Source organism: Novosphingobium sp. BW1, assembly GCF_008107685.1.
Taxonomy (GTDB): domain Bacteria; phylum Pseudomonadota; class Alphaproteobacteria; order Sphingomonadales; family Sphingomonadaceae; genus Novosphingobium.
On sequence record NZ_VIRF01000065.1, the window covers coordinates 38,007 to 58,149 of the forward strand.

The 20,143-nt window shown below is 65.4% G+C and carries 17 protein-coding genes; 13 read left to right on the forward strand and 4 right to left on the reverse strand.

All coding sequences use genetic code 11. The features are described from left to right. The first annotated feature begins 14 nt into the window (after positions 1-14). From FMM79_RS09335 to FMM79_RS09380, 10 genes are all read left to right on the forward strand, one after another. Entirely contained in the window at positions 15-998 is a 984-nt protein-coding gene (locus FMM79_RS09335; RefSeq protein WP_148627239.1) for an MDR family oxidoreductase, read from the forward strand. A gap of 13 nt (positions 999-1,011) precedes the next feature. Further along, complete coding sequence (locus FMM79_RS09340; protein ID WP_148627240.1) at positions 1,012-2,691, forward strand: class I adenylate-forming enzyme family protein; 1,680 nt, start codon at positions 1,012-1,014, stop codon at positions 2,689-2,691. Then, positions 2,688-3,053 carry a nuclear transport factor 2 family protein gene (locus FMM79_RS09345; protein ID WP_148627241.1) on the forward strand — a complete coding sequence of 122 codons (366 nt, stop codon included), beginning with the start codon at positions 2,688-2,690 and terminating at the stop codon, positions 3,051-3,053. Before FMM79_RS09340 ends, FMM79_RS09345 begins: the two co-directional genes overlap by 4 nt. Before the next feature lie 62 nt (positions 3,054-3,115). Beyond that, positions 3,116-5,434, forward strand: coding sequence for a sulfatase-like hydrolase/transferase (locus tag FMM79_RS09350; RefSeq protein ID WP_148627242.1), 2,319 nt, complete (start codon positions 3,116-3,118; stop codon positions 5,432-5,434). Continuing rightward, positions 5,434-6,195, forward strand: a complete 762-nt coding sequence (locus FMM79_RS09355; RefSeq protein ID WP_148627243.1) for an SDR family NAD(P)-dependent oxidoreductase — start codon at positions 5,434-5,436, stop codon at positions 6,193-6,195. Before FMM79_RS09350 ends, FMM79_RS09355 begins: the two co-directional genes overlap by 1 nt. Before the next feature lie 301 nt (positions 6,196-6,496). Then, entirely contained in the window at positions 6,497-9,019 is a 2,523-nt protein-coding gene (locus FMM79_RS09360; RefSeq protein WP_148627244.1) for a TonB-dependent receptor, read from the forward strand. 117 nt (positions 9,020-9,136) lie between these two features. Continuing rightward, on the forward strand, positions 9,137-9,925 hold the full coding sequence (locus tag FMM79_RS09365; protein ID WP_148627245.1) for a hypothetical protein: 789 nt from the start codon (positions 9,137-9,139) through the stop codon (positions 9,923-9,925). Further along, positions 9,926-10,666, forward strand: a complete 741-nt coding sequence (locus FMM79_RS09370; RefSeq protein WP_148627246.1) for an SDR family oxidoreductase — start codon at positions 9,926-9,928, stop codon at positions 10,664-10,666. It begins immediately after the preceding gene. A 23-nt stretch (positions 10,667-10,689) separates the two neighbouring features. Then, a complete protein-coding gene (locus FMM79_RS09375) occupies positions 10,690-12,168 on the forward strand; it encodes an aldehyde dehydrogenase family protein (protein ID WP_148627247.1) in 1,479 nt (492 codons plus the stop codon). A gap of 66 nt (positions 12,169-12,234) precedes the next feature. Continuing rightward, the gene (locus FMM79_RS09380) at positions 12,235-12,897 is read left to right on the forward strand and encodes a TetR/AcrR family transcriptional regulator (RefSeq protein WP_148627248.1); all 663 of its coding nucleotides are present in this window, start codon (positions 12,235-12,237) and stop codon (positions 12,895-12,897) included. 61 nt (positions 12,898-12,958) lie between these two features. Here the strand turns inward: FMM79_RS09380 and FMM79_RS09385 are convergent, their stop codons facing one another. From FMM79_RS09385 to FMM79_RS09400, 4 genes are read right to left on the reverse strand one after another with little or no spacing between them, the layout of a single operon-like run. Continuing rightward, entirely contained in the window at positions 12,959-13,765 is an 807-nt protein-coding gene (locus tag FMM79_RS09385; RefSeq protein ID WP_148627249.1) for an enoyl-CoA hydratase/isomerase family protein, read from the reverse strand. Positions 13,766-13,793: 28 nt separating this feature from the next. Then, complete coding sequence (locus FMM79_RS09390) at positions 13,794-15,998, reverse strand: acyl-CoA dehydrogenase family protein (protein WP_148627250.1); 2,205 nt, start codon at positions 15,996-15,998, stop codon at positions 13,794-13,796. A 3-nt stretch (positions 15,999-16,001) separates the two neighbouring features. Next, on the reverse strand, positions 16,002-16,823 hold the full coding sequence (locus FMM79_RS09395) for a coniferyl-alcohol dehydrogenase (protein WP_148627251.1): 822 nt from the start codon (positions 16,821-16,823) through the stop codon (positions 16,002-16,004). Positions 16,824-16,853: 30 nt separating this feature from the next. After that, on the reverse strand, positions 16,854-17,099 hold the full coding sequence (locus FMM79_RS09400) for a ferredoxin (RefSeq protein ID WP_240339082.1): 246 nt from the start codon (positions 17,097-17,099) through the stop codon (positions 16,854-16,856). Between the two features lie 223 nt (positions 17,100-17,322). On the opposite strand from FMM79_RS09400, the gene FMM79_RS09405 reads away from it, so the two are divergent. From FMM79_RS09405 to FMM79_RS09415, 3 genes are read left to right on the forward strand one after another with little or no spacing between them, the layout of a single operon-like run. Continuing rightward, positions 17,323-18,573: a cytochrome P450 gene (locus tag FMM79_RS09405; protein WP_148627252.1), complete on the forward strand. Its 1,251-nt coding sequence runs from the start codon at positions 17,323-17,325 to the stop codon at positions 18,571-18,573. Further along, entirely contained in the window at positions 18,570-18,980 is a 411-nt protein-coding gene (locus FMM79_RS09410) for a Zn-ribbon domain-containing OB-fold protein (protein ID WP_148627253.1), read from the forward strand. The genes FMM79_RS09405 and FMM79_RS09410 overlap by 4 nt, the downstream gene beginning before the upstream one ends. After that, on the forward strand, positions 18,980-20,143 hold the full coding sequence (locus FMM79_RS09415; protein ID WP_148627254.1) for a thiolase family protein: 1,164 nt from the start codon (positions 18,980-18,982) through the stop codon (positions 20,141-20,143). Before FMM79_RS09410 ends, FMM79_RS09415 begins: the two co-directional genes overlap by 1 nt.

A 20,143-nucleotide genomic window follows, 5' to 3' on the forward strand; every position in this document is an offset into this window, starting at 1 on the left:
GAGGAAGAGCGTCCATGTTCAAGGCCATCCAGATCGAGAAGACCGACGAGGGACAGCAAGTCTCGCTGACCCAGTTGGAGGAAAGCGCGCTGCCCGAAGGCGATGTCACGATCGACGTCGCCTATTCGACTCTCAACTTCAAGGACGGCCTTGCGATCACCGGCTCGAGTCCCGTGGTGCGCATCTGGCCGATCGTGCCGGGCATCGACCTTGCAGGAACCGTGCGCGAAAGTTCGCACCCCGACTATGCAGCAGGCGACAAGGTCGTCCTTAACGGCTGGGGCGTGGGGGAAACGCATTGGGGGGGGCTTTCACAGGTCGCCCGCCTCAAGGGCGACTGGCTGGTGCCGCTGCCCCAGGCCTTCAGCGAGAAGCAGGCCATGGCCATAGGCACGGCGGGCTACACCTCGGCGTTGTGCGTTGAAGCGCTGGTCGAGGCGGGCGTCACCCCTGAACAGGGCCCGGTGCTGGTCACCGGCGCGACCGGCGGGGTGGGTTCGGTGGCGATCGCGCTGCTCAAGGCCGCGGGCTTCACCGTCCACGCGCTGACCGGCAAGATGGCCGAGGCCGACTATCTCAAGGGCCTGGGCGCCGACGAGGTCGTTGATCGCGCAACGATGAGCGAGAAGGGCAAGCCGCTCCAGAAGGAACTGTGGGCGGGCGTCGTTGATACGGCAGGCAGCTTCACGCTTGCCAACGCCTGTGCGCAGACCAAGTACGGCGGCGCGGTCGCGGCCTGCGGCTTGGCGCAAGGCTTCGATCTGCCCGCAACCGTCATGCCCTTCATCCTGCGCGGTGTGCGCTTGCTGGGCGTGGACAGCGTGATGGCGCCAAAGGCCAATCGCCTTAAAGCCTGGGAGCGCCTCGCGCGGGATCTCGATCCGGCCAAACTTGAGGCCATCGGCCAGGAGATCGGTCTTGGCGAGGCCATCGATGCGGCGGCGCGGTTCATGTCGGGCGAGGTGAAGGGCCGCTACATCGTCGACGTCAACGCCTGAGCGGGGGCAGGCCATGGCAACGCCGCTCTCTGTCATCCAAGGTCCCCCTCTGGCCGATGAGGAGGGACTGGGCGCCCTGACCCTGCCGGGCTGGCTTCACGAGGTCTGCGAAGCGGGCGGGACGAACGAGGCGCTGGTCTTTCATGAAGGCGGCGTGCGCGTCGCCTGGACCTACGCCGACCTTTTGGAACAGGCACACAAGGTGGCGCGCGCTCTGCTCGCCTGTGGGACGGGCAAGGGCACGCGGGTGGGCGTCCTGATGACCAACCGGCCCGAGTTCCTGGCGGCCGTCTGGGGCACCGCGCTGGCCGGCGGTGTGGCGACTACGCTCAACACCTTCTCGACGCAGGCCGAACTGGCGCATCTTCTCAAGGTTTCGGGTGTTTCGGTGCTGCTGATGGAACGGCAGGTCCTGAAGAAGGACTTTGCCGCGATGCTGGCGGGAATCGAACCGGCCGTGGCCGGCGCGCGCGGCGGGGCGATCCATGCCCCGGGCCTACCCTTCCTGCGCCATGTAGCAGCCGTGGGAGCCGCGCCCGACGGAATCGAGGACTGGGATATGTTTCTCGCGCGTGGAGAGGCCATCGCTCCCGCGCTGGTCGAGGCGAGCGCGGCCACGGTCACACCGGCCGATCCGGGCGTCCTCTTCTTTTCCTCGGGCTCGACCGCGATGCCCAAGGGTATCCTATCCTCGCACCGCGCGGTCACTCTGCAGCTGTGGCGCTGGCGACGCTTCTACCAGACGAAGGCCGACGCGCGCACCTGGTCGGCTAACGGCTTCTTCTTCTCGGGCAATTTCGGGATGGCTATAGGCGGGACGTTGTCGGCGGGTGGCGCGCTGGTCCTGCAAGCGACCTTCCAGGCCGAAGAGGCGCTCGATCTGATGGCGCGCGAAGGCGCGAGCATGGCGATTGCATGGCCTCACCAGTGGGCGCAGCTTGCAGCCGCGCCCAATTTCGCCGACGTCGACCTGTCCGCGATGAAATACGTTTCGGCTCGCCACGCCTTTGGCCAGCATCCCACGATCACGACCAACTGGGACGAGCCGATGGCGGCCTATGGAAATACCGAGACTTTCACGATCAGCGCGATCTATCCGTCCGGTACGCCCGAGGCCGAAAAAGCGGGTTCAAGCGGGGTGCCGCAGCCAGGCATGACTTTCAAGATCGTCGACCCGCTGAGCGGAGAGACAGTGCCTGTGGGCGAACGCGGCGAGATCGCGGTCAAGGGCCCGACGCTGATGATGGGATACCTGGGTATCCCGCTCGACGAGACGCTCGATGCTGAGGGCTTCTTCTGTACTGGCGATGGCGGGCGCGTCGATGCGGCCGGGCGCCTGTTCTGGGAGGGGCGGCTCAACGACATCATCAAGACCGGCGGGGCCAATGTCTCGCCTCTGGAGATCGATGCGGTGATCCGCCAGTGTCCGGGCGTCCGGCTCAACCAGACAGTGGGGGTACCGCATGATCTCCTGGGCGAGATCGTTGTCACCGCCGTCGTCCTGCAGGACGGCGCGGCACTGGACGAGGAACACGTGCGCGCCTTCGCTAAGCGCACGCTTGCCAGCTACAAGGTGCCGCGCCGCGTGCTGTTCTTTGCCGAAGAGGATCTCAAGACCACCGGATCGGCCAAGATCAAGACGGCGGACCTGCGCGAAATGGCCGCGCGGCGGCTGGAGGGAGAGCTGGCATGACCGACTTCGGGGAGATCCAGAAACTCAAGGACCGCTATTGCCAGGCCGCCGATTCCTTCACGCAGGACCGTGAGGCCGCCATTGTGCGGCTGATGACGCTGTTCACCCCGGATGTTACCGCCGACTACGGTTTTGGCGAAATGGACGAGGCGCTCGCTATCTGCACGCTGCTCACCGACAGGATCGGTGGGGGCAGCGAATGGATGGTCCACAATCTGCATTTGCCGTGCATCACGGTAGAGGGTAACACGGCCAGCGCGGATTGCACGGTGAACGTGCGCATGAAACGGCGAGGCAGCGGCCAGGTCGACTTCGTCTTTGGCCGTTACCGCGGTGAATTCCGGCACGCCGAAGGCGTCTGAAGAAGACGCTGGGTGGCGTTCGACCGCTGCAAATAAGAGGCGAACGAAGCGAAGAGGGATCGATGTACGGGAAGAGGATCGCGCTTGTTGGCGCCGCGGCGCTGGCGTTGTGCGCGCATGCCCACGCGCAGACGGGTGGCGGACCATCGCGCGGCGTGCTGCCGATCGCAGCGTCTGCCTTTAATGGGGCCATTGCGTCGGCGGTGGGAGAATCGCAGCCGGCAACGCCCTTCCGTGTGACGGCCCCTGCAAACGCGCTCAATGTTTTCCTGTTCATGAGCGACGATGTCGGGCTTGCGATGGCAAGCACCTTGGGCGGGCCGGTCCCCACGCCCAACCTTGATCGCATCGCGCAGGCCGGTGTGCGCTTCAATCCGTTCCACACCACGGGCATCTGCCCGCCCAGCCGCGCGGCCCTCCCGACCGGACGTGCCCACCACAACGTGGGGTTTGGCCATCTTGCGGACCTTCCTGCAGGCTATCCCGGCTATACTGCGCAGATCCCGCCCGAAACCGCGCCGCTCACCAAGATTCTGAAGCTGAACGGCTACAACACCGCGATGTTCGGCAAGTCCCACAATGTGCGCCACGCCGATGCAAGCGTAGCCGGGCCTTTCGACCAGTGGCCAACCAGGCAGGGCTTCGAATATTTCTGGGGCATCATCGGGGGCGACAGCAACCAGTACGAGCCCGCGAACCGGGGCGCCACGCGCCTGCCGGACGTGGCCGAAGACGCGCCGATGATGGAAGAACGACTGGGGAGCGAGGCCATCGACTGGGTTCACAACCAGCAGGCGGTGGCGCCCGATAAACCCTTCTTCCTCTATTATGCGCCAGGCTCGACCCATGTCCCGCACCAGGCCCCGGCGGATTGGATCGCGCGCTTTGCGGGCATGAAGGCGCAAGGGATCATTCCCGCGAATACGCAGCTGACCGCGCGTCCGGCGGAGGTCGTGGCGTGGGACGGCCTGTCGCGGGCGCGCCAGCGCTTCGCCGCGCGCAGCATGGAAGTGGCCGCCGCGATGCTGGCCTATCAGGATGCGCAGCTGGGCAGTGTGCTTGGCGAACTGGAGCGCACCGGCGAAAAGCGCAATTTGCTTACCATTTTCGTTATTGGCGACAATGGCGCCAGCGCGGAAAGCGGCAACGGGGGCACGCTCAACGAATTGGGCAAGATCGACGGGCTGACCGAGGACGAAGCCTGGCTGACGGCGAACCTGAATCGCATGGGTGGGCCGATGACCTGCCAGGCCTGCCCCGCAGGCTGGGCCTGGGCGATGAACACGCCGCTGCGCTGGACCAAGCAGTACGCCTCGATGCTGGGAGGCATTTGCAACGGCATCATCCTGCGCTGGAACGAGCGCGCTGCAGCGCCCGGTTCGGTCTGCGCGCGCTTCGGGCATCTTATTGATATCGCGCCCACGATCATCGAGGCCGCACAGCTGCCCGTGCCCGTGCCCGTGCCCGTGCCCGTGCCCCTGAGTGTGAACGGTGTGGCGCAGCGCCCAATGGACGGGAAAAGCCTGTTCTCCACGCTCGATGCCTGCACGCCGGACCATACCAGCACCCAGTATTTCGAGATGGGGGGCAAGACCGGGCTGTGGCACGACAGCTGGTTCCTTGCCCAGGACGACGGCCGCACGCCATGGATGCTGGCGCCGCCCGCCGATGCCCCGCGCGACTGGCAGCTTTACAACTTGCGCAAGGACTATTCGCAGAGCTGCGATGTCGCCGCCGCGAGCCCGGCGAAAGTGGCTGAGATGGTCACCATGTGGGAGCGCGAGGCCGAGGCGAACCATGTCTATCCACTCGACCGCTGCTTCGGCTCCCTGCGCGTGGCGGATCATCGTCCGCAGGGGCGCAGCCAGTTCGATTACTGGGCCATGGGCGTCAGTGTTCCGGCTCTGAGCGGGCCGGTGTGCGCTCGCCGCTCGTTCAACCTGAGCGCCGAAATCGCCCCGGCATCGGCCAATGCCTCTGGCGTCGTCGTGGCCTATGGCAGTCGCTTTGCAGGATGGAGCCTCTATCGCGACAAGGACCGCCCGGTCATCACCTTTGCCGCTTCGAGCCACCCGGTCGATCCAGTGATGATCTGCGCCAAGGGACGCGGGGATCCGGGCAAGCCACTGGTCCTGCGCTTCAAGACGCCAGGCCCGCGTCAGGGTGCGACGCCGTCCTTGCGGTCGGGCGCGGACACGCTGGCCAGCGGTTCGGTGCGTTCGACCTTCCTGATGCCCGCCGGACTGGGTGAGACGTTGGATCTGGGCCGTGACATCGGCGTCGATGTCACCGCCTGTTTGGGCTGCGAGGGCACGTTCGCGGGCGAGATCCCCCACGTGGTGATTACGCTCGATCCTCCGGCCGCGAGAGGGGAACACTGATGGCCCGGATGGAGGGAAAGACCGTCCTCGTGACAGGCGCTGCAGGCGGCCTGGGCCTTGCCATTGCGCGTGCGTTTGCAGGCGAGGGCGCCCATGCCGTACTGGTTGATCGCGACGCGCAGCGCCTGGCCCAAAGCGTCGAGGAACTGCGCGGGACAGGAGCATCCTGCTCCGCGCAGGTTGCCGATCTGTCCGATGAAGACTCGATTCTGGCCCTGGCCGGTGAGGTCTGCGCGGCGCACGCCAGCCTCGATGTCCTCGTCAACAACGCCGGGCTTGCCTATGGCGAGATTGCCAGTGGCTTCTTCGGGCTGGGGCTTGCCAAATGGCAGCACTATCTGGCCGTGAACACGCTGGCGCCGCTGCTTCTGGCCGAACACTTGCGCGTCCCGCTGGCGCGCGCGGGCGGGCTTGTTATCAACCAGTCCTCGATGGCGAGCAACGTGCCGGGAACCGCTTACGGGGTGACCAAGGCGGCGCTCAACGCGGTGACGTTCGGACTGGCGAGTCAGCTTGCGGGCGAGGGGGTGCGCTGCGTGGCGATTGCGCCGGGCATGATGGAGACCGAGGCCAGCAGCGGCGCGCTTGGCGAAGAGACTATGGCGCGTCTGACCGGGATGCAGCTTGCCCCGGCCCGGCCCGGCAGCCCTTCCGATATCGCCAACGCCTGCCTCTATCTCGCCTCGTGCGAGGGCAGCTTCCTCAACAACCTCGTGCTCCCGATCGACGCGGGAAATCGCCTGCGCGGTTATCGCGGCTGAGCGGAGCCGCCGGAGCTTTGCGCAAGCCCTTGATTTGCGAAATTGATTCTACGCTACGGATCATTTGACTGAGGCGGAAATCGGCGGTTTTCCCAGGCATAACGCCCCTGCGATAAAGCCCGCCTCGCCATTCCAACGATACAGAGCCTCTCGTACCAGTACGGGCGGCGACGATACTCCGATACTTCTGACCAGATGCGCGGGGAGCACCTGCCGACGGAGGAAGATCGGCCCGAGATAGAACGATAACAGGAACAGATGCGGCGCGAAGTGTCCGGTCTGACGAAAACGGGAGATGGTGATGGGTAATCTGGCGAAGTTTCTTGCCGCTTCTGCGATCTGCGCCCTGGCGCAGCCATCTGTGGTGCAGGCGCAGGAAACGGGATCCGGGGACGCGCAGGACAGCGATGCGCGCATGCGCGCCGAGCCCGTCCTCGATGCCATCGTCGTAACCGCGCGCCGCCGCTCCGAGGATGTTCAGGACGTGCCTCTGGTGGTGAACACCGTGACCGCCGAGGAATTCGCCGAACTCAACATACGCGACTTCACGGATGTGCAGCAACTTGTGCCGGGCCTGCAACTGGGCACCAGCTCCAACTCCTTCGGCGCCAATGCGCAAATCCGCGGTGTCAACATGGAGGTCGCCGCCAGCGGCTTCAACAACACCATTGAGTTCTATCAGAACGACGCGCCGATCCTGCCGCAGGTTGTGCTGCAGCAAACCTTCGATATTGCGCAGGTCGAAGTGCTGCGTGGCCCCCAGGGCGCACTGCGAGGCCGCGCTTCGCCGTCGGGCTCGATGATCGTGACGACCCACAAGCCCGACCTCTACGAGATCGGCGGTTACGTCGCGAGCACGGCCAACGACATCGGCACCATCAACGTGAACGGCGCGCTCGGCATCCCGGTCATCGAGGGCGTTGCTGCCGTTCGAGTCGCCGGGATTTTCGCCGAGGACGAGATCGACCGGGTTACCACCATCTACCCGACTTTTGAGGGCCGTGATCCCTTCGCGCGGAGCAAGGGCGGACGCATCACAGCGGTTGTCCAGCCCACTGACTGGCTGCGCCTGGAAGGTGGCTACCAACGATTGGACCGCAAGCGCCGCAACTACGATCAGGCCGAATCCTTCAGCCAGGTGAGCGACCTGCTGGGCGACAGCCCGGTTCTGGTCACAGCCGGAGATCGCAACGCAATTGCCGAGGACGCGCGTAGCAGCACAGAGACGTATGAGATCTTCAACTGGCAAGGCCAGGCCAGCTTTGCCGGGCAGAGCCTGATCTACGTCGGCTCGCGTCTGGATCAGGACATCGCCAGCACCGAATCGCTCGACCACGGCGGTTTCTTCCGGGGCTTTGAGTATTACCAGAATACGGCCGGCGGGGCGGTTGCCACCAGCCATGAAATCCGCCTCCAGAACGAGGAAATGGTCGCGGGCATGTTCGACTACGTGGTCGGCGCTTTCTTCCGCACCACCGATTCGAACAACAGGGTCTTTCGCGACGGCCCGATCACGTTGCCCGCAGCGTTTGGTGGCGGGATCGCGGCTCTGACGCAGCAGGACATTTTTTCGGCGTCGAAGACCGACGAAAAATCGTTCTTCGGCAACGTGACCGTGCATATCGGGGATGCAACCCAGATCTCGGGCGGCGCGCGCTACATCAAGTTCAAGTCCACCAACGAAATTACGCTGAACGCGGTGAACCAGCTCGATCCTGCTGACCGCAGCCTGCTGGCCTCAACGCCTCTGGGCATCGGTCTCAACGAGTCCGATATCGACACCGACAAGCTGATCTATCAGGTCAGTGCCCAGCACAACTTTACGCCTGATGTCATGCTCTACGCCAGCGTAGGCAGTTCGTTCCGGCCGGGCCTGTTCGCGGTGGGCGATTTCAGCGTCAACCAGTCGCCGCTCGAACGCTCGTTCCAGCAGACCGACGATGAGACTTCCACTTCTTACGAGCTGGGCCTCAAGACCACGCTGATGGGCGGTCGCATGCGCCTTAACGTCGCGGGTTATTTCCAGGAATTCAATAATTACCCCTACCGCGTACCTGGCGCCAGCGGGATCGGCGGCGTCTACTTTGTCGATTATTCGTTCGACCAGCAGAGCCAGACAATCAATCCGCGCGTCAACCGCTTCAACTTTGTTTCGGGCGTTCCGGTCGAAGTCTGGGGCATGGAAGGCGAACTGAGCCTGGAGGCCACGCCCGATCTCAACATCAGCCTGGTGGCCTCCTACGCGGACGGCAAGATCAAGGACGGGGTCATTCCCTGCAACGACTTCCTGAACCCGGATGGGGTGCCGGATTCGCCCGCGAGCGCGCCGAGCCTTGGCGAGCTGATGGGCGTGGTCGGCGCCGACAACGTTTCCGCCTGCACGGTCAACCAGGCGGCCTCGAACCAGCCCCGGTTCTCGGCCACGGCTATGGCGGAATACTCGCGCCCGATCTCGAACCGGGTCGATGCCTTCGTGCGCGGGCTCTACAGCTTCTACGGCAAGAGTGGGGGCGATCCCACCAACGCCTGGGACAGCGTCAAGCAGTATGGCCTGTTCAATGTATTCACCGGCATCCGCGATCCGCAAGGGGCCTGGGAAGTCACGCTGTTCGCCAAGAACCTGTTTGAGATGGAACGCGTGACCGAGCGCTCGCTGCCGCTCAGCAGCCAGTATCAGACCTTGCCGCTGCAGGGCTTCGGGCCGACCGGACCGATCTTCGGATCGCCGCAGAACGCCTCGTTCACCAGCACCTACACCAACATCCGGATGACCCCGCCGCGTGAGTTCGGGATCAACATCCGCTTTACCTTCGGCGCGCGCTGACAGGCGGGGGTGGGCCATGCCGGGATCCGGCGTGGCCCAGCGTGGCAGCGATGGTTGGGCGTGCCCGTTGCTCGAGCTGGCCCGGCCGCTAGATTAGAGCACGGAAGAGGAGGCTTCATGGCCCGTTACGTGACCTTGCACCTGCACAACATCGCGGCGGGGCGCGAGGCGGACTACGCCGCGTGGTTCGACGAGGAGCACCGCTCCCGACTTGCCGGGTTGGAAGGCTTCCTTTCGGCCGATCGCTTCGAGATCGCCGACGTTCAGATCATGCCCGACATCGACCAGCCCTGGCGGTTCCTCAGCTTCTACGAGTTCGATTATCAGGTGCCCGACCGGGACATTCCCAAGCTCGGTCGCCTGCTTGAAGGGCCGCGCTGCGCCGGGCTCATTGACGATGGGAACGAGAGCGAGCGGCTCTACACCTACAATATGTATTCCGACTGGCACGTCGGCCCCAACTGGCAGCAGGGCAAACCGCTCTCGGGGTTGTTCATCATCCCGGCCAACCTCGTGCAGGGGCGCGAGGAGGACTACCATCGCTGGTACGACGAGGTGCACATCCCCGAAGTCAGCCGCGTGCCCGGCTTTGTGGGCATGAAGCGCGGGCGGCTCGCGGGCACCCAGTGCAACCCACGACGCTACTGCCCGGGAGGAGAGCTGGTGGTCTGCGCGCACCAGACCGACAACCTGCTTTTCAGCGTCAAGGATTTCTCGGCGCGCGCGCGCGGCATCTCGCCCAGCGGTGTGGCGATGGAGCCGCGCTCTACGGCAGGCTCGTTCGCGCGCACGGTCCACTTCTTCACGAAGATCAGCGGTGAGATCTGGGACGGGGGCATCGCCTACGCAGGCGATTTTTCGGCCTATCCGGAAAACTGGGAACGCCAGCCAAGACAGGAGGCCTGAGTGGCAAAGACGATCGTGATCACGGGCGCGGGCGAGGGGCTGGGCAAGGCGCTCTCGCGCCGCTTCTGCGAAGACGGCGACAAGGTGGTGATGCTAGGCCGCACGCTGGCCAAGCTGGAGACCGCTGCCGCCGAATTCGGCCCCAACTGCATGGCGGCGCACTGCGATATTGGCGATCCGGATTCGGTGCGCGAAGCCTTTGCCACAATCGCCAAGGTGCATGCGGGCATCGATGTTCTCATCAACAACGCGGCCGTCTATGTGCCTTTCACGCTGGAGGACGCCGAGGACGCCGATATCCTCGCGCAGATCACCACCAATGTCGCAGGCCCCGTCTTTACCGCGCGCGAGGCGGTCAAGTCGATGCCTTCGGGCGGGCACATCATCAACGTCACCAGCGAGAGCGTCGACCTCGCGATCCCGATGCTGTGGTTCTACGCGGCGACCAAGGGTGCGGTCGAGCGCTTCGGCAAAGGCTGGCGCGAGGAGCTGGCGGGCAAGGGCATCCGCGTGACGACGGTGCGCGCGGGCAAGATGTTCGGTGAGGGCAAGACCGGCAGCGGGTGGTCGATGGAGACCACGATGCGGTTTGCCAAAGCCTGTGCCGACGCGGGCATGCCCATGCAGGAGCAGCCGATCACCGACTTCGCTTCGCTTCTGCCGACATTCCGCACGATCGTGGATTCGCCCGAGGACCTCAATCTCGATCTCGTGACCCTGGGCGCGCGCCGCCCGGTCTGACCTTGCTGAAGACAGGACACCCTATGACGCTTCTTCCCCCGGCCCGCCTCTATATCGACGGCGAACTGCGCGATGCGCAAGGCGGCGAGACTTTCGAGGTCATCAACCCCTGGACGAGCGAGGTGGCTGGCGTGGCCGCCGATGCCACCTGTGCGGACGTCGACGCCGCGATCGCCGCGGCCCGCCGCGCCTTCGACGAGACCGACTGGGGGGATCCTACCAACCGGGGCAATCGTGTCGCGCTGCTAAAGAAGCTGCGCGTGCTGTTCGAGGAGAACAGGGACCGGCTTGCCGCGCTGGCCCGGTTCGAGGCGGGTGCGGCTCTTGGTGCGGTGGGCATGGCACATGTCGATACCGCCAATCAGGGTTGGGACGATTACCTAGCTGTCTTCGACCAGGTGACCTGGGAAGAGGACCTGGGCAATCGTGATTTCCGCGGCTTCCCCTCGCACCGCAAGGTTGTGTACGAGCCGGTTGGCGTGGTGGCGGCTATCACGCCCTGGAACGTGCCGCACTACGTCAACGTGGGCAAGGTCGTCGCCGCGCTGCTGGCGGGCTGCACCGTCATCCTGAAGCCAGCCCCCGATACGCCGGGCATGGGCGCGATCTGGGGCGAGCTCGCCGCAAAAGCGGGCTTTCCTGCCGGCGTCCTCAACGTCGTCTTCGGCAAGGACCCGGCCGCGGCGGGCGAGCAACTCGTCCAGGACCCGCGCGTCGACCTTGTGAGCTTCACGGGTTCCACCGGAGTGGGCAAGCGAATCATGGCGGCGGGCGCGGCGACCTTGAAGCGCGTCTTCCTCGAACTGGGCGGCAAGAGCGCCAAGATCGTGCTTGACGATGCGCCCGACTTCGCGCGCGAATGCGCGCAGTCGATGCTGGTCTTCCACGCCGGGCAGGGCTGCGCGGTCCAGTCGCGCCTGCTCGTTCCGCGCAGTCGCTACGAAGAAGCCAAGGCGGGCCTTGCGATGGCCTATCAGGGCTTCGGCGACAACTGGGGCGGCATGGACGAGCCAACCCACATCATGGGCCCCGTCGTCAGCGCCCGGCAGATGGAACGGGTGCTGGGCTACATCGAACTGGGCCAGCAGGAAGGTGCGACGTTGCTGGCTGGAGGCAAGGCCCGTCCGGACAAGGGTGGGGGCTATTTCATTGAACCTACGTGCTTTGTCGATGTGGACAATTCCATGCGCATCGCGCAGGAGGAAATCTTCGGCCCGGTCCTGGTGGTGATCCCCTACGAGGATGACGAAGACGCCATCCGCATTGCGAACGAAAGCCAGTACGGTCTTTCGGGCGGGGTGGTTTCCGCAGATCAACTCCGGGCCGAACGCGTGGCCCGCCGGATACGGACGGGATCGATCAGCGTTAACGGTGGGATGTGCATTGCCGGGGACCTGCCTTTCGGCGGGTTCAAGGGTAGCGGAATGGGGCGTGAGTGGGGCCTTGCGGGCATCGAGGAGTTCCTCGACAGCAAGGTCATCGCGACGCGCCTGGCGTCCTGAAGTAGGCGCCTTGTGGTATGGGGCCTTCTGACACAGGTCAGGACGCAGTGATGGATTGAAGGTAACGTGAGCGAAGGCCTGAAAGATACCAACCAGCAGGGGCAGAAGCTGGGCAAGAAGGGCAAAATCACCCGCGAGCGCATCCTGGCGGCCTCGCGGGAGCTGATCGACGATCCGGCCTGTGAGTTTTCCCTGAGCGCGGTGGCTCGGCACACCGGCCTGCGCATGTCCTCGATCTACACTTACTTCGCCGATCTGCCCGACCTGTTCCTGGCCGTGCTCGATCCCGTCGCGCGCGAGGCCGAGGAGGCTTACCTTACCTTTCTGCGCACGCGCTGGGCGGACGGGGAGATCGATGCCCGCGCAGCCGAACTGGTCCAGGCTTTCTACGCTTACTGGGAGCGGCACAGTCGGCTCCTGCACCTGCGCAACCGGCTGGCTGACCAGCACGAGCGCTCCGTTCTGCTCCAGCGCATTGCCATGGCGCGCACGGTCGTTCGCCTGCTCGGCTGGCAGATGGGCGGCGATCCGGACGAGGTAACCGGGGATCCCTATGACCTTGCCAGCGTGCTCTACACCGGGCTCGAGCGTGTGGTGACTATTGCCACCGATACTGAGCTGAAAGCCTGCTATCCGGCCGATATCAAGCCTCGCTTTGAAGGCGCCACGCTGCGCCAGCAGTCGCGCCTTCTGGCGCTGGCCATCAAGGATCAGCGCGCGGCTGCGTGAGGTGGCGAGATATTAGGAAGACGATTCCGAGGGCGATGGCCCGTGGATCTGGCCTTCTTCTTCAGTCCGCCTTCTTGCCACCCAGCTTGGCGAGATAGGCCTCGATCCGGGCGAGGTAGTCCGGGTTCAGCATGAGCGCGCTGTTGGTCAAGCGCTCCACTTGGCGGGCGGTGTCGCGTCCCACTTCGGCAGCCATCTCGATCGCGATCTTGGCGGCACCCATCTGCTCGGCGCTGTTCTTGGTCAGGTGACGGCAGAAGTCGAGGGCCGCGTCCTCGAACCCCTCGTCGGGCAGCACGTCGTGGACGAGACCCATGACGTGGGCCTTGTCGGCATCGGCCTTGCGATTGGCCATGACCAGCCAGCGCGCCCAGTGGGGGCCGCAGATCCGGGTCAGGCGGCTGACCCCGTTGGAGGCAGGCAGGACGCCGAAGATGCCTTCGGGGAAGGCGAACTCGGCGCTCTGGGCGGCCAGCCGAAAGTCACAGGAAAGCGCCATCTCCAGGCCACCACCGACGCAAGGTGCGTGGATGGCGCAGACGATCGGCTTCTCGATGTGCTCCATCTCGTCGTAGATGCGCTGCATGCCGAACAGGCCGGTGCGGTGGTTTTCACGAATGGCGCCGGCACTACGGGGCTGGGCCGAGGGTGCCCCACTGCGCAGGTCCGCGCCCGAGCAGAAATAGCGCCCGCGCGCGCGGATTAGCAGGACCCGCAGGTTCGGATCGTCGCGCAGGCGGGCCACGGCCTCGTCGAACAGCGCCAAGGTCTGGGCCGACAGGGCGTTGAGCTTTTCGGGCCGGTTCAGGGTCACGACGAGAACGCCGTCGATGACCTCGCTCAGGAGGTGGGGGGCATCCTCGCTCATGGGGCGCTCTTTCGTTTCGGGCCGGGCATCACGCGCGGGTCCGGGGCATGCCCAGTGCACGCTCGGCGATCATCGAGCGGTGGACCTGGCTGGTGCCGCCGTAGATGCGCGTGCCGTGGGCATGGCGGTAGCTTTGGTTGATGAGCTGCGCGGCACCCTCGCGCTTGGTGAGCGAGAGCGGGGCGGTCAGGTCAAGGAGGTCGCGCGCATCATCCATGAAGCGCTCGGAGGAGAACATCTTCGCCATCGGGCCATAGGCAAGGTTCGGCTTCTTCTCGACCGATGCCCAGCCTGCGCGGTGCTCGAACAGTTCCGAGACGAGCACGGCGGCCAGCGCGCGGGCGAGGCGGGCGCGGACCTGCGGTTTCTCGATCAAGCGCCCGTTGCCGTTGGGAATGGCACGGCACAGCTCCTCGGCGGCTTCAAGGTTGGCGTACATCGCGTTGGCAAAGCCGCCGCCGTGCTCCAGCTCGAGGGCCAGGCTCATCGTGCGCACGCCCCCGTCGACTTCGCCTAGGCGCCAGCTGTCGGGGACGTAGACGTTGTCATAGAAGGTGATGTTGGTGCGCTCGTCCTGAAAGGTGTGCACGGGCTGGATCGTGATGCCCGGCGCCTTCAGGGGCACGATGAACATCGTCAGGCCCTTGTGCTTGGCGACTTCGGTGTTGGTGCGCGTGAGCATGAGCACGTAGTCGGCGAGGTTGGCGCCACTGGTGAACATCTTGGTGCCCTCGATCCGCCAGCCCTCGCCATCGCGCGTGGCGCGGGTCTGGGCGGCGAAGACGTCCGAGCCGGAACCGGGTTCGGAGTAGCCCAGGCTGGCGATGGCCTCGCCCGCGACGATGCGGGTGAGCACTTCGTCCTTCAGCTCTTTCGAACCAGCGCGGGAAATCATCAGGCCGACCATTTCGGCGACGCCCGCTGCCGGGTTGGAATAGCCGTGCTTTTCCAGTGCTCGGCGCGAGGCTGCGCGCGCATAGGGCCCAACACCGCGCCCGCCCAGCTCCGGGCTGGAGAGGAAGAGCAGGCCGGCCTCGGCCATCTTCTTGTGGAGTTCGGGGACCCAGCCTTCCCAGCTGTAGTGGAACTTGGCTCGCATCTCGGGCGTGACGCTGGCGTCCATAAAGGCATCGATCTCGGCGATCATGGCGCGTGCCTCCTCGCCGATGTCGAACTCGATGGGCAGGTCGCCGACGTCAGGTAGCGGCGGGGGCACCTCGCCATAGAGACGTTCGCCCGCCTCGATCAGAAGCTGCGCGGGATCGCCCAGCACCAGCGGCCAGGACTTGGCGCGCAGGGCGTAGAGGTAAATGTCGTATTCGGTGGTCAGGCCGTATCCACCGAAGGTCTGGATTGCCTGGCTGACCGCGCTGGCGGCTGCATCCGCGCCCCACCACAGCGCCAGCGAGACCAGCGCGGCCGCGTTTGGTGCGCCATCGGCCAGCGCGCGGATCGCGCGCCAGGTGAGCAGGCGTGTGCCATCGACCTCACACAGGTTGTCGGCAAGCGGGTGGCTGATGGCCTGGAACTGGCCGATGGGTTGGCCGAACTGCTTGCGCTCGCAGGCGTAGTCGGCCGCCATCTGCACCGCCTTGCGGCCGAGCCCGGCGAGCGTGGCGGCGGTGAGCAGCTTCCACTCCTCAAGCGTTGCCGCAAAGAGGGCAAGAGCCTCCTCACCTTCGCCAAGAACGCGTGGACTGGCTTGCGCGAAATCGACCTCGCACAGGCCATCGCTGGCAAGGTTCGCCTCGCCCTTGCGGGCCGTCGCGGGGACCTCGTATAGCACGATGGTATCGTTGCTGCGGGCGATCACCATTTCGGCGTGCTCACCGCAAGGGATGAACTGCCGCGGCGCCGTGCTCACATCGCGTAATGCGAGCGAGGCGACACGTTCGCCTGCCACCACGGCGGCAAGAGTGTCATCGAAGGCGCTATCTCCCAGCATTGCGATGAGGCGTGCGGCGAGCAGGGTCTCGGCGATGGGGCCGGAGGGAAGAGTACGGCCCACTTCCTCCATCAGCACTGCGGCATCGAACGTGCCCAGGCCCAGCCCGTCGCGCGCTTCGGGAACGCGTAGCAGGAAGGCGCCAAGCTGGGCCATTTCGGCCCACAGCGTGGCATCGAAACCGACCTGTTCGCTGGCGCGTAGACGTTCGGGTGTCAGGTGGTCATCGAACAGGCGCGCGAAACTCTCGCGCATCATCTCCTGTTCGGCGGTGATCTCGAAGTTCATGGCCTATCCCTGCCGCTTGCCCATGAGCTTGGACATGTCGATCTGGCCGGTGGCGAGCGCCCCCATGAATCCGCCGTCGACGGGAAGCACCACGCCGTTGACGATCGAGGCCAGTGCGGAGTTCAGGAGGACCAGCCCGCCCGCCTGCTCCTCGGGGGTGGAATAGCGCCCCATCGGTTCGGCGGCGGCATCCACCACGTCCTTGCCCGAGGCTTCGTGAAAGGTTTTCATCATCGGGGTCTGCGTCGGACTGGGCAGGGTGCAGTTGATACGGATGCCCTGCTTGATGAGTTGGGCGCCCATGAACTGTGTCCACACGATGACGTTCTCCTTGGAAAAGGCATAGCCTTCCGCAACCGTTGCGGCGTTGGCCTCGCACCATGTGAGCGCGTCGTCCCAGCCCTTTGTCGTCACGAAGCCCATGTTCTCGGGAATGCGCCGGCTCCAGCCCAGGCCCCCGGTCGAGGCAATGTTGGCAATGGCGCTGCCCGCCTGCATTTTGGACAGGAGCTGTTCGGTGAGGTAGCGAAGGCCGATGAAGTTCACCTTCATGATGTCCATCGGCGGGAACGAGGTGGGGAGGCCTGCGCAGTTGAACAGCGCGTTGATCGGCCCCTCTATGCTGCTGGCGGCGGCCTCGATCGAGGCGGGATCGCGCAGGTCCACGGTGTGGAAGCTCGCGAGTGGCAGGTCGCAGGCCTTGAAGTCCAGCCCGTGAACCTCGGCGCCGAGTTCGAGCAGCAGCTTGGCCGTCGCATGCCCCATGCCGGAGAAGCAGCCCGAGACCACCACGCGCTTGCCCGCATAGCCCAGGAAATCGCTCATTTTCTCTTTATCCTCTTTTGCGCTGGGGAATCAGGATTTGACCGGGGGCCAGACCTGGCGCTCGGTGCCGTCGTCGCCCTCGAGAACGAAGATGATGCGTTCAGGGCAGGCCCGTGCACCGTTGAGCGCGGCCTTTTCGTCTTCTGCAGAGACGGCAAAGCCCTTGGTGTCGATGTAGCCTTCCTCATCGAGCGGGTAGAGCGCCGGAGCGACCGCCTGACAGCGGGCATTCCCGACACATTCGCCCTTCCTGATCCGCACTTTCATGGCAGCCATGGTCTCCTCTTCCAGCCTTCAGCTTGACCCTAAGACCCTTGGGCGATCAACGGTACCAGGCGCCTCATCGCTCGCACGATAGGCGCGGGGCTAGGCGGGCAAGTGGCGATTCCCGCAAGGGCAATCGCGCGGGCGGTATCGAGCTGGCGCGTGCTGAAATTCGCCACAGGCCATGCAACATAACGGGCAAACAAGTTCACACTGCACTTTGCGGAGAGTTTCGATGGCATCGCATCCGGTCAGCCCAGCTGTCGCCAAACCCGACCATGTCCCCGACGCACTGGTCTACGATTTCGACTTCCACTACGACCCGGGTCTCCTCAGCGAAGGTCATGCGCGCATTGCCGAAATCGCGCGTGAGGCACCGCCGGTCTTCTGGACCCCGCGGCAGGGCGGGCACTGGATCGTGGCCAGCCATGCGGCGGTCTACAGCGCGCAGCGCAGCCCCGAGATCTTCAGCAACGGGCCTGTTCCCTACGAGATGATCGCGGCCCACAACGCGACGCTTCCCGACGAGAAGAAGTCGTTGATCCCGCTGCCGATCACGGTCGATCCTCCCGTCCATGAGACGTACCGCAAGCCGCTCAACAAGACCTTCAGTCCCAAGAACATGCTGGCCCTGAAGGACCGCATCCGTGCGCTGGCCGCACAGCTGGTCGCAAAGATCAGGGACAAGGGCCACTGCGAGTTCATGGCCGAGGTCGGGGAGCCGCTGCCGACCACGATCTTCCTCGATATTTTCGGCCTGCCCCAGGACAAGCAGCGCGAATACCGCGACTTGGTCTCGCAGCACCTGCACGCCACCGACATGAACCCGGCTGCGGTGCAGCAGCGCCTGCGCGAAGTGGCCGATGTCATGCGCGAGACGATTCTGGCGCGCCGCGATGCGCCGCAGGGCGACGTGCTCTCAATGCTCTGGCAGTCCGAGTTCGACGGGCGTCCGGCCACGCTCCACGACATCGAGAACTACGCCGTCATGCTCTTCGTCGCCGGGCTCGATACGGTGATGAACGGGATGGGGCTGGGCGTGCGCCACCTCGCCATGAACCCTGATCTCCAGGCCCGTCTGCGCGCCGACGTGGCGCTGGTGCCCGAGGCCGCCGACGAGATTCTGCGGCGCTACACCTTCACGGTGCCCCCGCGCTTCGTCCACCAGGACGCTGAGTTCGAGGGTATCGCGATGAAGAAGGGGGAGATGGTGCTGATGTTCCTGCCCTCGGCCGATCTCGATCCCAAGGAGTTCCCCTCGCCCGAGGCGTACGATCTGGCGCGCGAGAACAAGGCGCACATCGCCTTTGGCACCGGGCCGCACCGGTGCCTGGGCTCGCACCTCGCGCGCATCGAACTTCAGGTCCTCTACGAGGAAATGCTGAAGGCGCTGCCCGAATTCCGGATCGATCCGGCAAAGCCCGTGACCTTCCACGGCGGCAACGTAATCGGCCCCGACCAGCTCCACCTCGTCTGGGACGCATGAGCCTGGGCGTTCCCCGGCCCCGCCCGCGTCTTGACCGCGACAATCGCGCGTTCTGGACCGGCGGGGGCGAAGGCAAGTTGATGATCTGCCGCTGCGGCGATTGCGGTCAGTGGCTCCATCCCCCGCAGCCGGTGTGCCGGGCCTGCTGGAGTGAAAACGTGGCACCGCAACCCGTCTCGGGGCGCGGCACTATCGACAGCTTCACGGTCAACCACCAGCCCTGGATGCCGGGCTTGGCAGTGCCCTTCGTGATTGCCCGTGTGGCGCTGGAAGAGGCGCCCGCGATCTATCTCACCACCAATATCGTGGGCTGCCCAGTCGAGGACGTCGCCGTGGGCGATGCGGTACATGTCGCGTTCGAGGAAGAGGACGGCATCTTCTTCCCGCTGTTCGAGAAGGACACCTGATGGCGCGCGGCGAAGCCTATATTACCGGGATCGGCATGTCCGAGGTCGGCGTCCGGCTCGATCGCCACCCGCTGCTGCTGACGCTCGATGCGGTGCGCGAGGCGCTGGCGGATGCCGGTCTGAAGCCGGAACAGATCGACGGGGTCGCTACATATCCGGGCAAGATGCCAAGCTTCCTCGGTTTCTCACCGGTCTCCTCGGACGACGTGATCGAGGCGCTGGGCCTTTCCACCCGCTGGCACCTGGGCGGGGCCGAGATGACCGCGCAACTGGGCGCGATCTCGGCGGCCGCCATGGCGGTCAAGGCGGGACGCGCACGGCATGTGCTGTGCTTCCGCACCGTCTACGAGGCCGCCGCAATGGCCAATCCGACAGACTATCCCCCGCCGCGCCGGACCGAGCTGACCGGCGCTTCGCAGTGGACGGCTCCGTTCTTTGCGATCTCGGCGGCGACCTGGGTGGCGCAGTACGCGACGCGCCACATGGCCCGCTATGGCATGACGCGCGAGCAGCTGAGTGAGATCGCTCTCAACGCCCACCGCAACGCCGCGCGCAACCCGCGTGCGCTGGTCAAGGAGCCGCTGAGCGCGGAGAAGTATTTCTTCGCACGCATGATCTCCTCGCCGTTCTGCCTCTATGACTGCGACCGTTTCACCGACGCCTCGACGGTGGTCATCGTCTCGGCGGGCGAAGCGCTGGACGAAGTCACGGCCCCTCCGATCCGGATTGCGGCGACGGCCGGTTCGGTCGAGCGCTACAGCTGGGACCAGGCCGAGTGGCCGGGTTCCTATCCCACGGGCAAGGCCCTGTGGGAGCGCTGCGACTATGGCCCCGACGATATCGACGTCGCGCAGTTCTACGATGGTTTCGCGTTCCATCCGATCACCTGGCTCGAAGGTCTGGGCGTGTGCGGGATCGGGGAGGGACACCGCTTCATCGAAGGCGGCACGCGCATTGCGCTTGATGGCGAACTGCCGCTCAACACGGGCGGCGGCCAGCTGGGGGCGGGGCGCCTCCACGGCTTCGGGTTCGCGCATGAGAGCGTGGTACAGCTGCGCGGTGAAGGCGGCGCGCGCCAGGTACCGGGCAGCCCACGCGTGGCCGTGGCGACGAGCGGGGGCGGGCCGATGGCCGCTGCTCTCCTCCTGACGCGCGAGAGTTGA

What these genes read in the sequence shown, in the direction of transcription:
- FMM79_RS09335 (WP_148627239.1), top strand. Translation starts at nt 15, where the DNA reads ATGTTCAAGGCCATCCAGATCGAGAAGACCGACGAGGGACAGCAAGTC.
- FMM79_RS09340 (WP_148627240.1), top strand. Translation starts at nt 1,012, where the DNA reads ATGGCAACGCCGCTCTCTGTCATCCAAGGTCCCCCTCTGGCCGATGAG.
- FMM79_RS09345 (WP_148627241.1), top strand. Translation starts at nt 2,688, where the DNA reads ATGACCGACTTCGGGGAGATCCAGAAACTCAAGGACCGCTATTGCCAG.
- FMM79_RS09350 (WP_148627242.1), top strand. Translation starts at nt 3,116, where the DNA reads ATGTACGGGAAGAGGATCGCGCTTGTTGGCGCCGCGGCGCTGGCGTTG.
- FMM79_RS09355 (WP_148627243.1), top strand. Translation starts at nt 5,434, where the DNA reads ATGGCCCGGATGGAGGGAAAGACCGTCCTCGTGACAGGCGCTGCAGGC.
- FMM79_RS09360 (WP_148627244.1), top strand. Translation starts at nt 6,497, where the DNA reads ATGGGTAATCTGGCGAAGTTTCTTGCCGCTTCTGCGATCTGCGCCCTG.
- FMM79_RS09365 (WP_148627245.1), top strand. Translation starts at nt 9,137, where the DNA reads ATGGCCCGTTACGTGACCTTGCACCTGCACAACATCGCGGCGGGGCGC.
- FMM79_RS09375 (WP_148627247.1), top strand. Translation starts at nt 10,690, where the DNA reads ATGACGCTTCTTCCCCCGGCCCGCCTCTATATCGACGGCGAACTGCGC.
- FMM79_RS09385 (WP_148627249.1), bottom strand. Translation starts at nt 13,765, where the DNA reads ATGAGCGAGGATGCCCCCCACCTCCTGAGCGAGGTCATCGACGGCGTT.
- FMM79_RS09390 (WP_148627250.1), bottom strand. Translation starts at nt 15,998, where the DNA reads ATGAACTTCGAGATCACCGCCGAACAGGAGATGATGCGCGAGAGTTTC.
- FMM79_RS09395 (WP_148627251.1), bottom strand. Translation starts at nt 16,823, where the DNA reads ATGAGCGATTTCCTGGGCTATGCGGGCAAGCGCGTGGTGGTCTCGGGC.
- FMM79_RS09400 (WP_240339082.1), bottom strand. Translation starts at nt 17,099, where the DNA reads ATGGCTGCCATGAAAGTGCGGATCAGGAAGGGCGAATGTGTCGGGAAT.
- FMM79_RS09405 (WP_148627252.1), top strand. Translation starts at nt 17,323, where the DNA reads ATGGCATCGCATCCGGTCAGCCCAGCTGTCGCCAAACCCGACCATGTC.
- FMM79_RS09410 (WP_148627253.1), top strand. Translation starts at nt 18,570, where the DNA reads ATGAGCCTGGGCGTTCCCCGGCCCCGCCCGCGTCTTGACCGCGACAAT.
- FMM79_RS09415 (WP_148627254.1), top strand. Translation starts at nt 18,980, where the DNA reads ATGGCGCGCGGCGAAGCCTATATTACCGGGATCGGCATGTCCGAGGTC.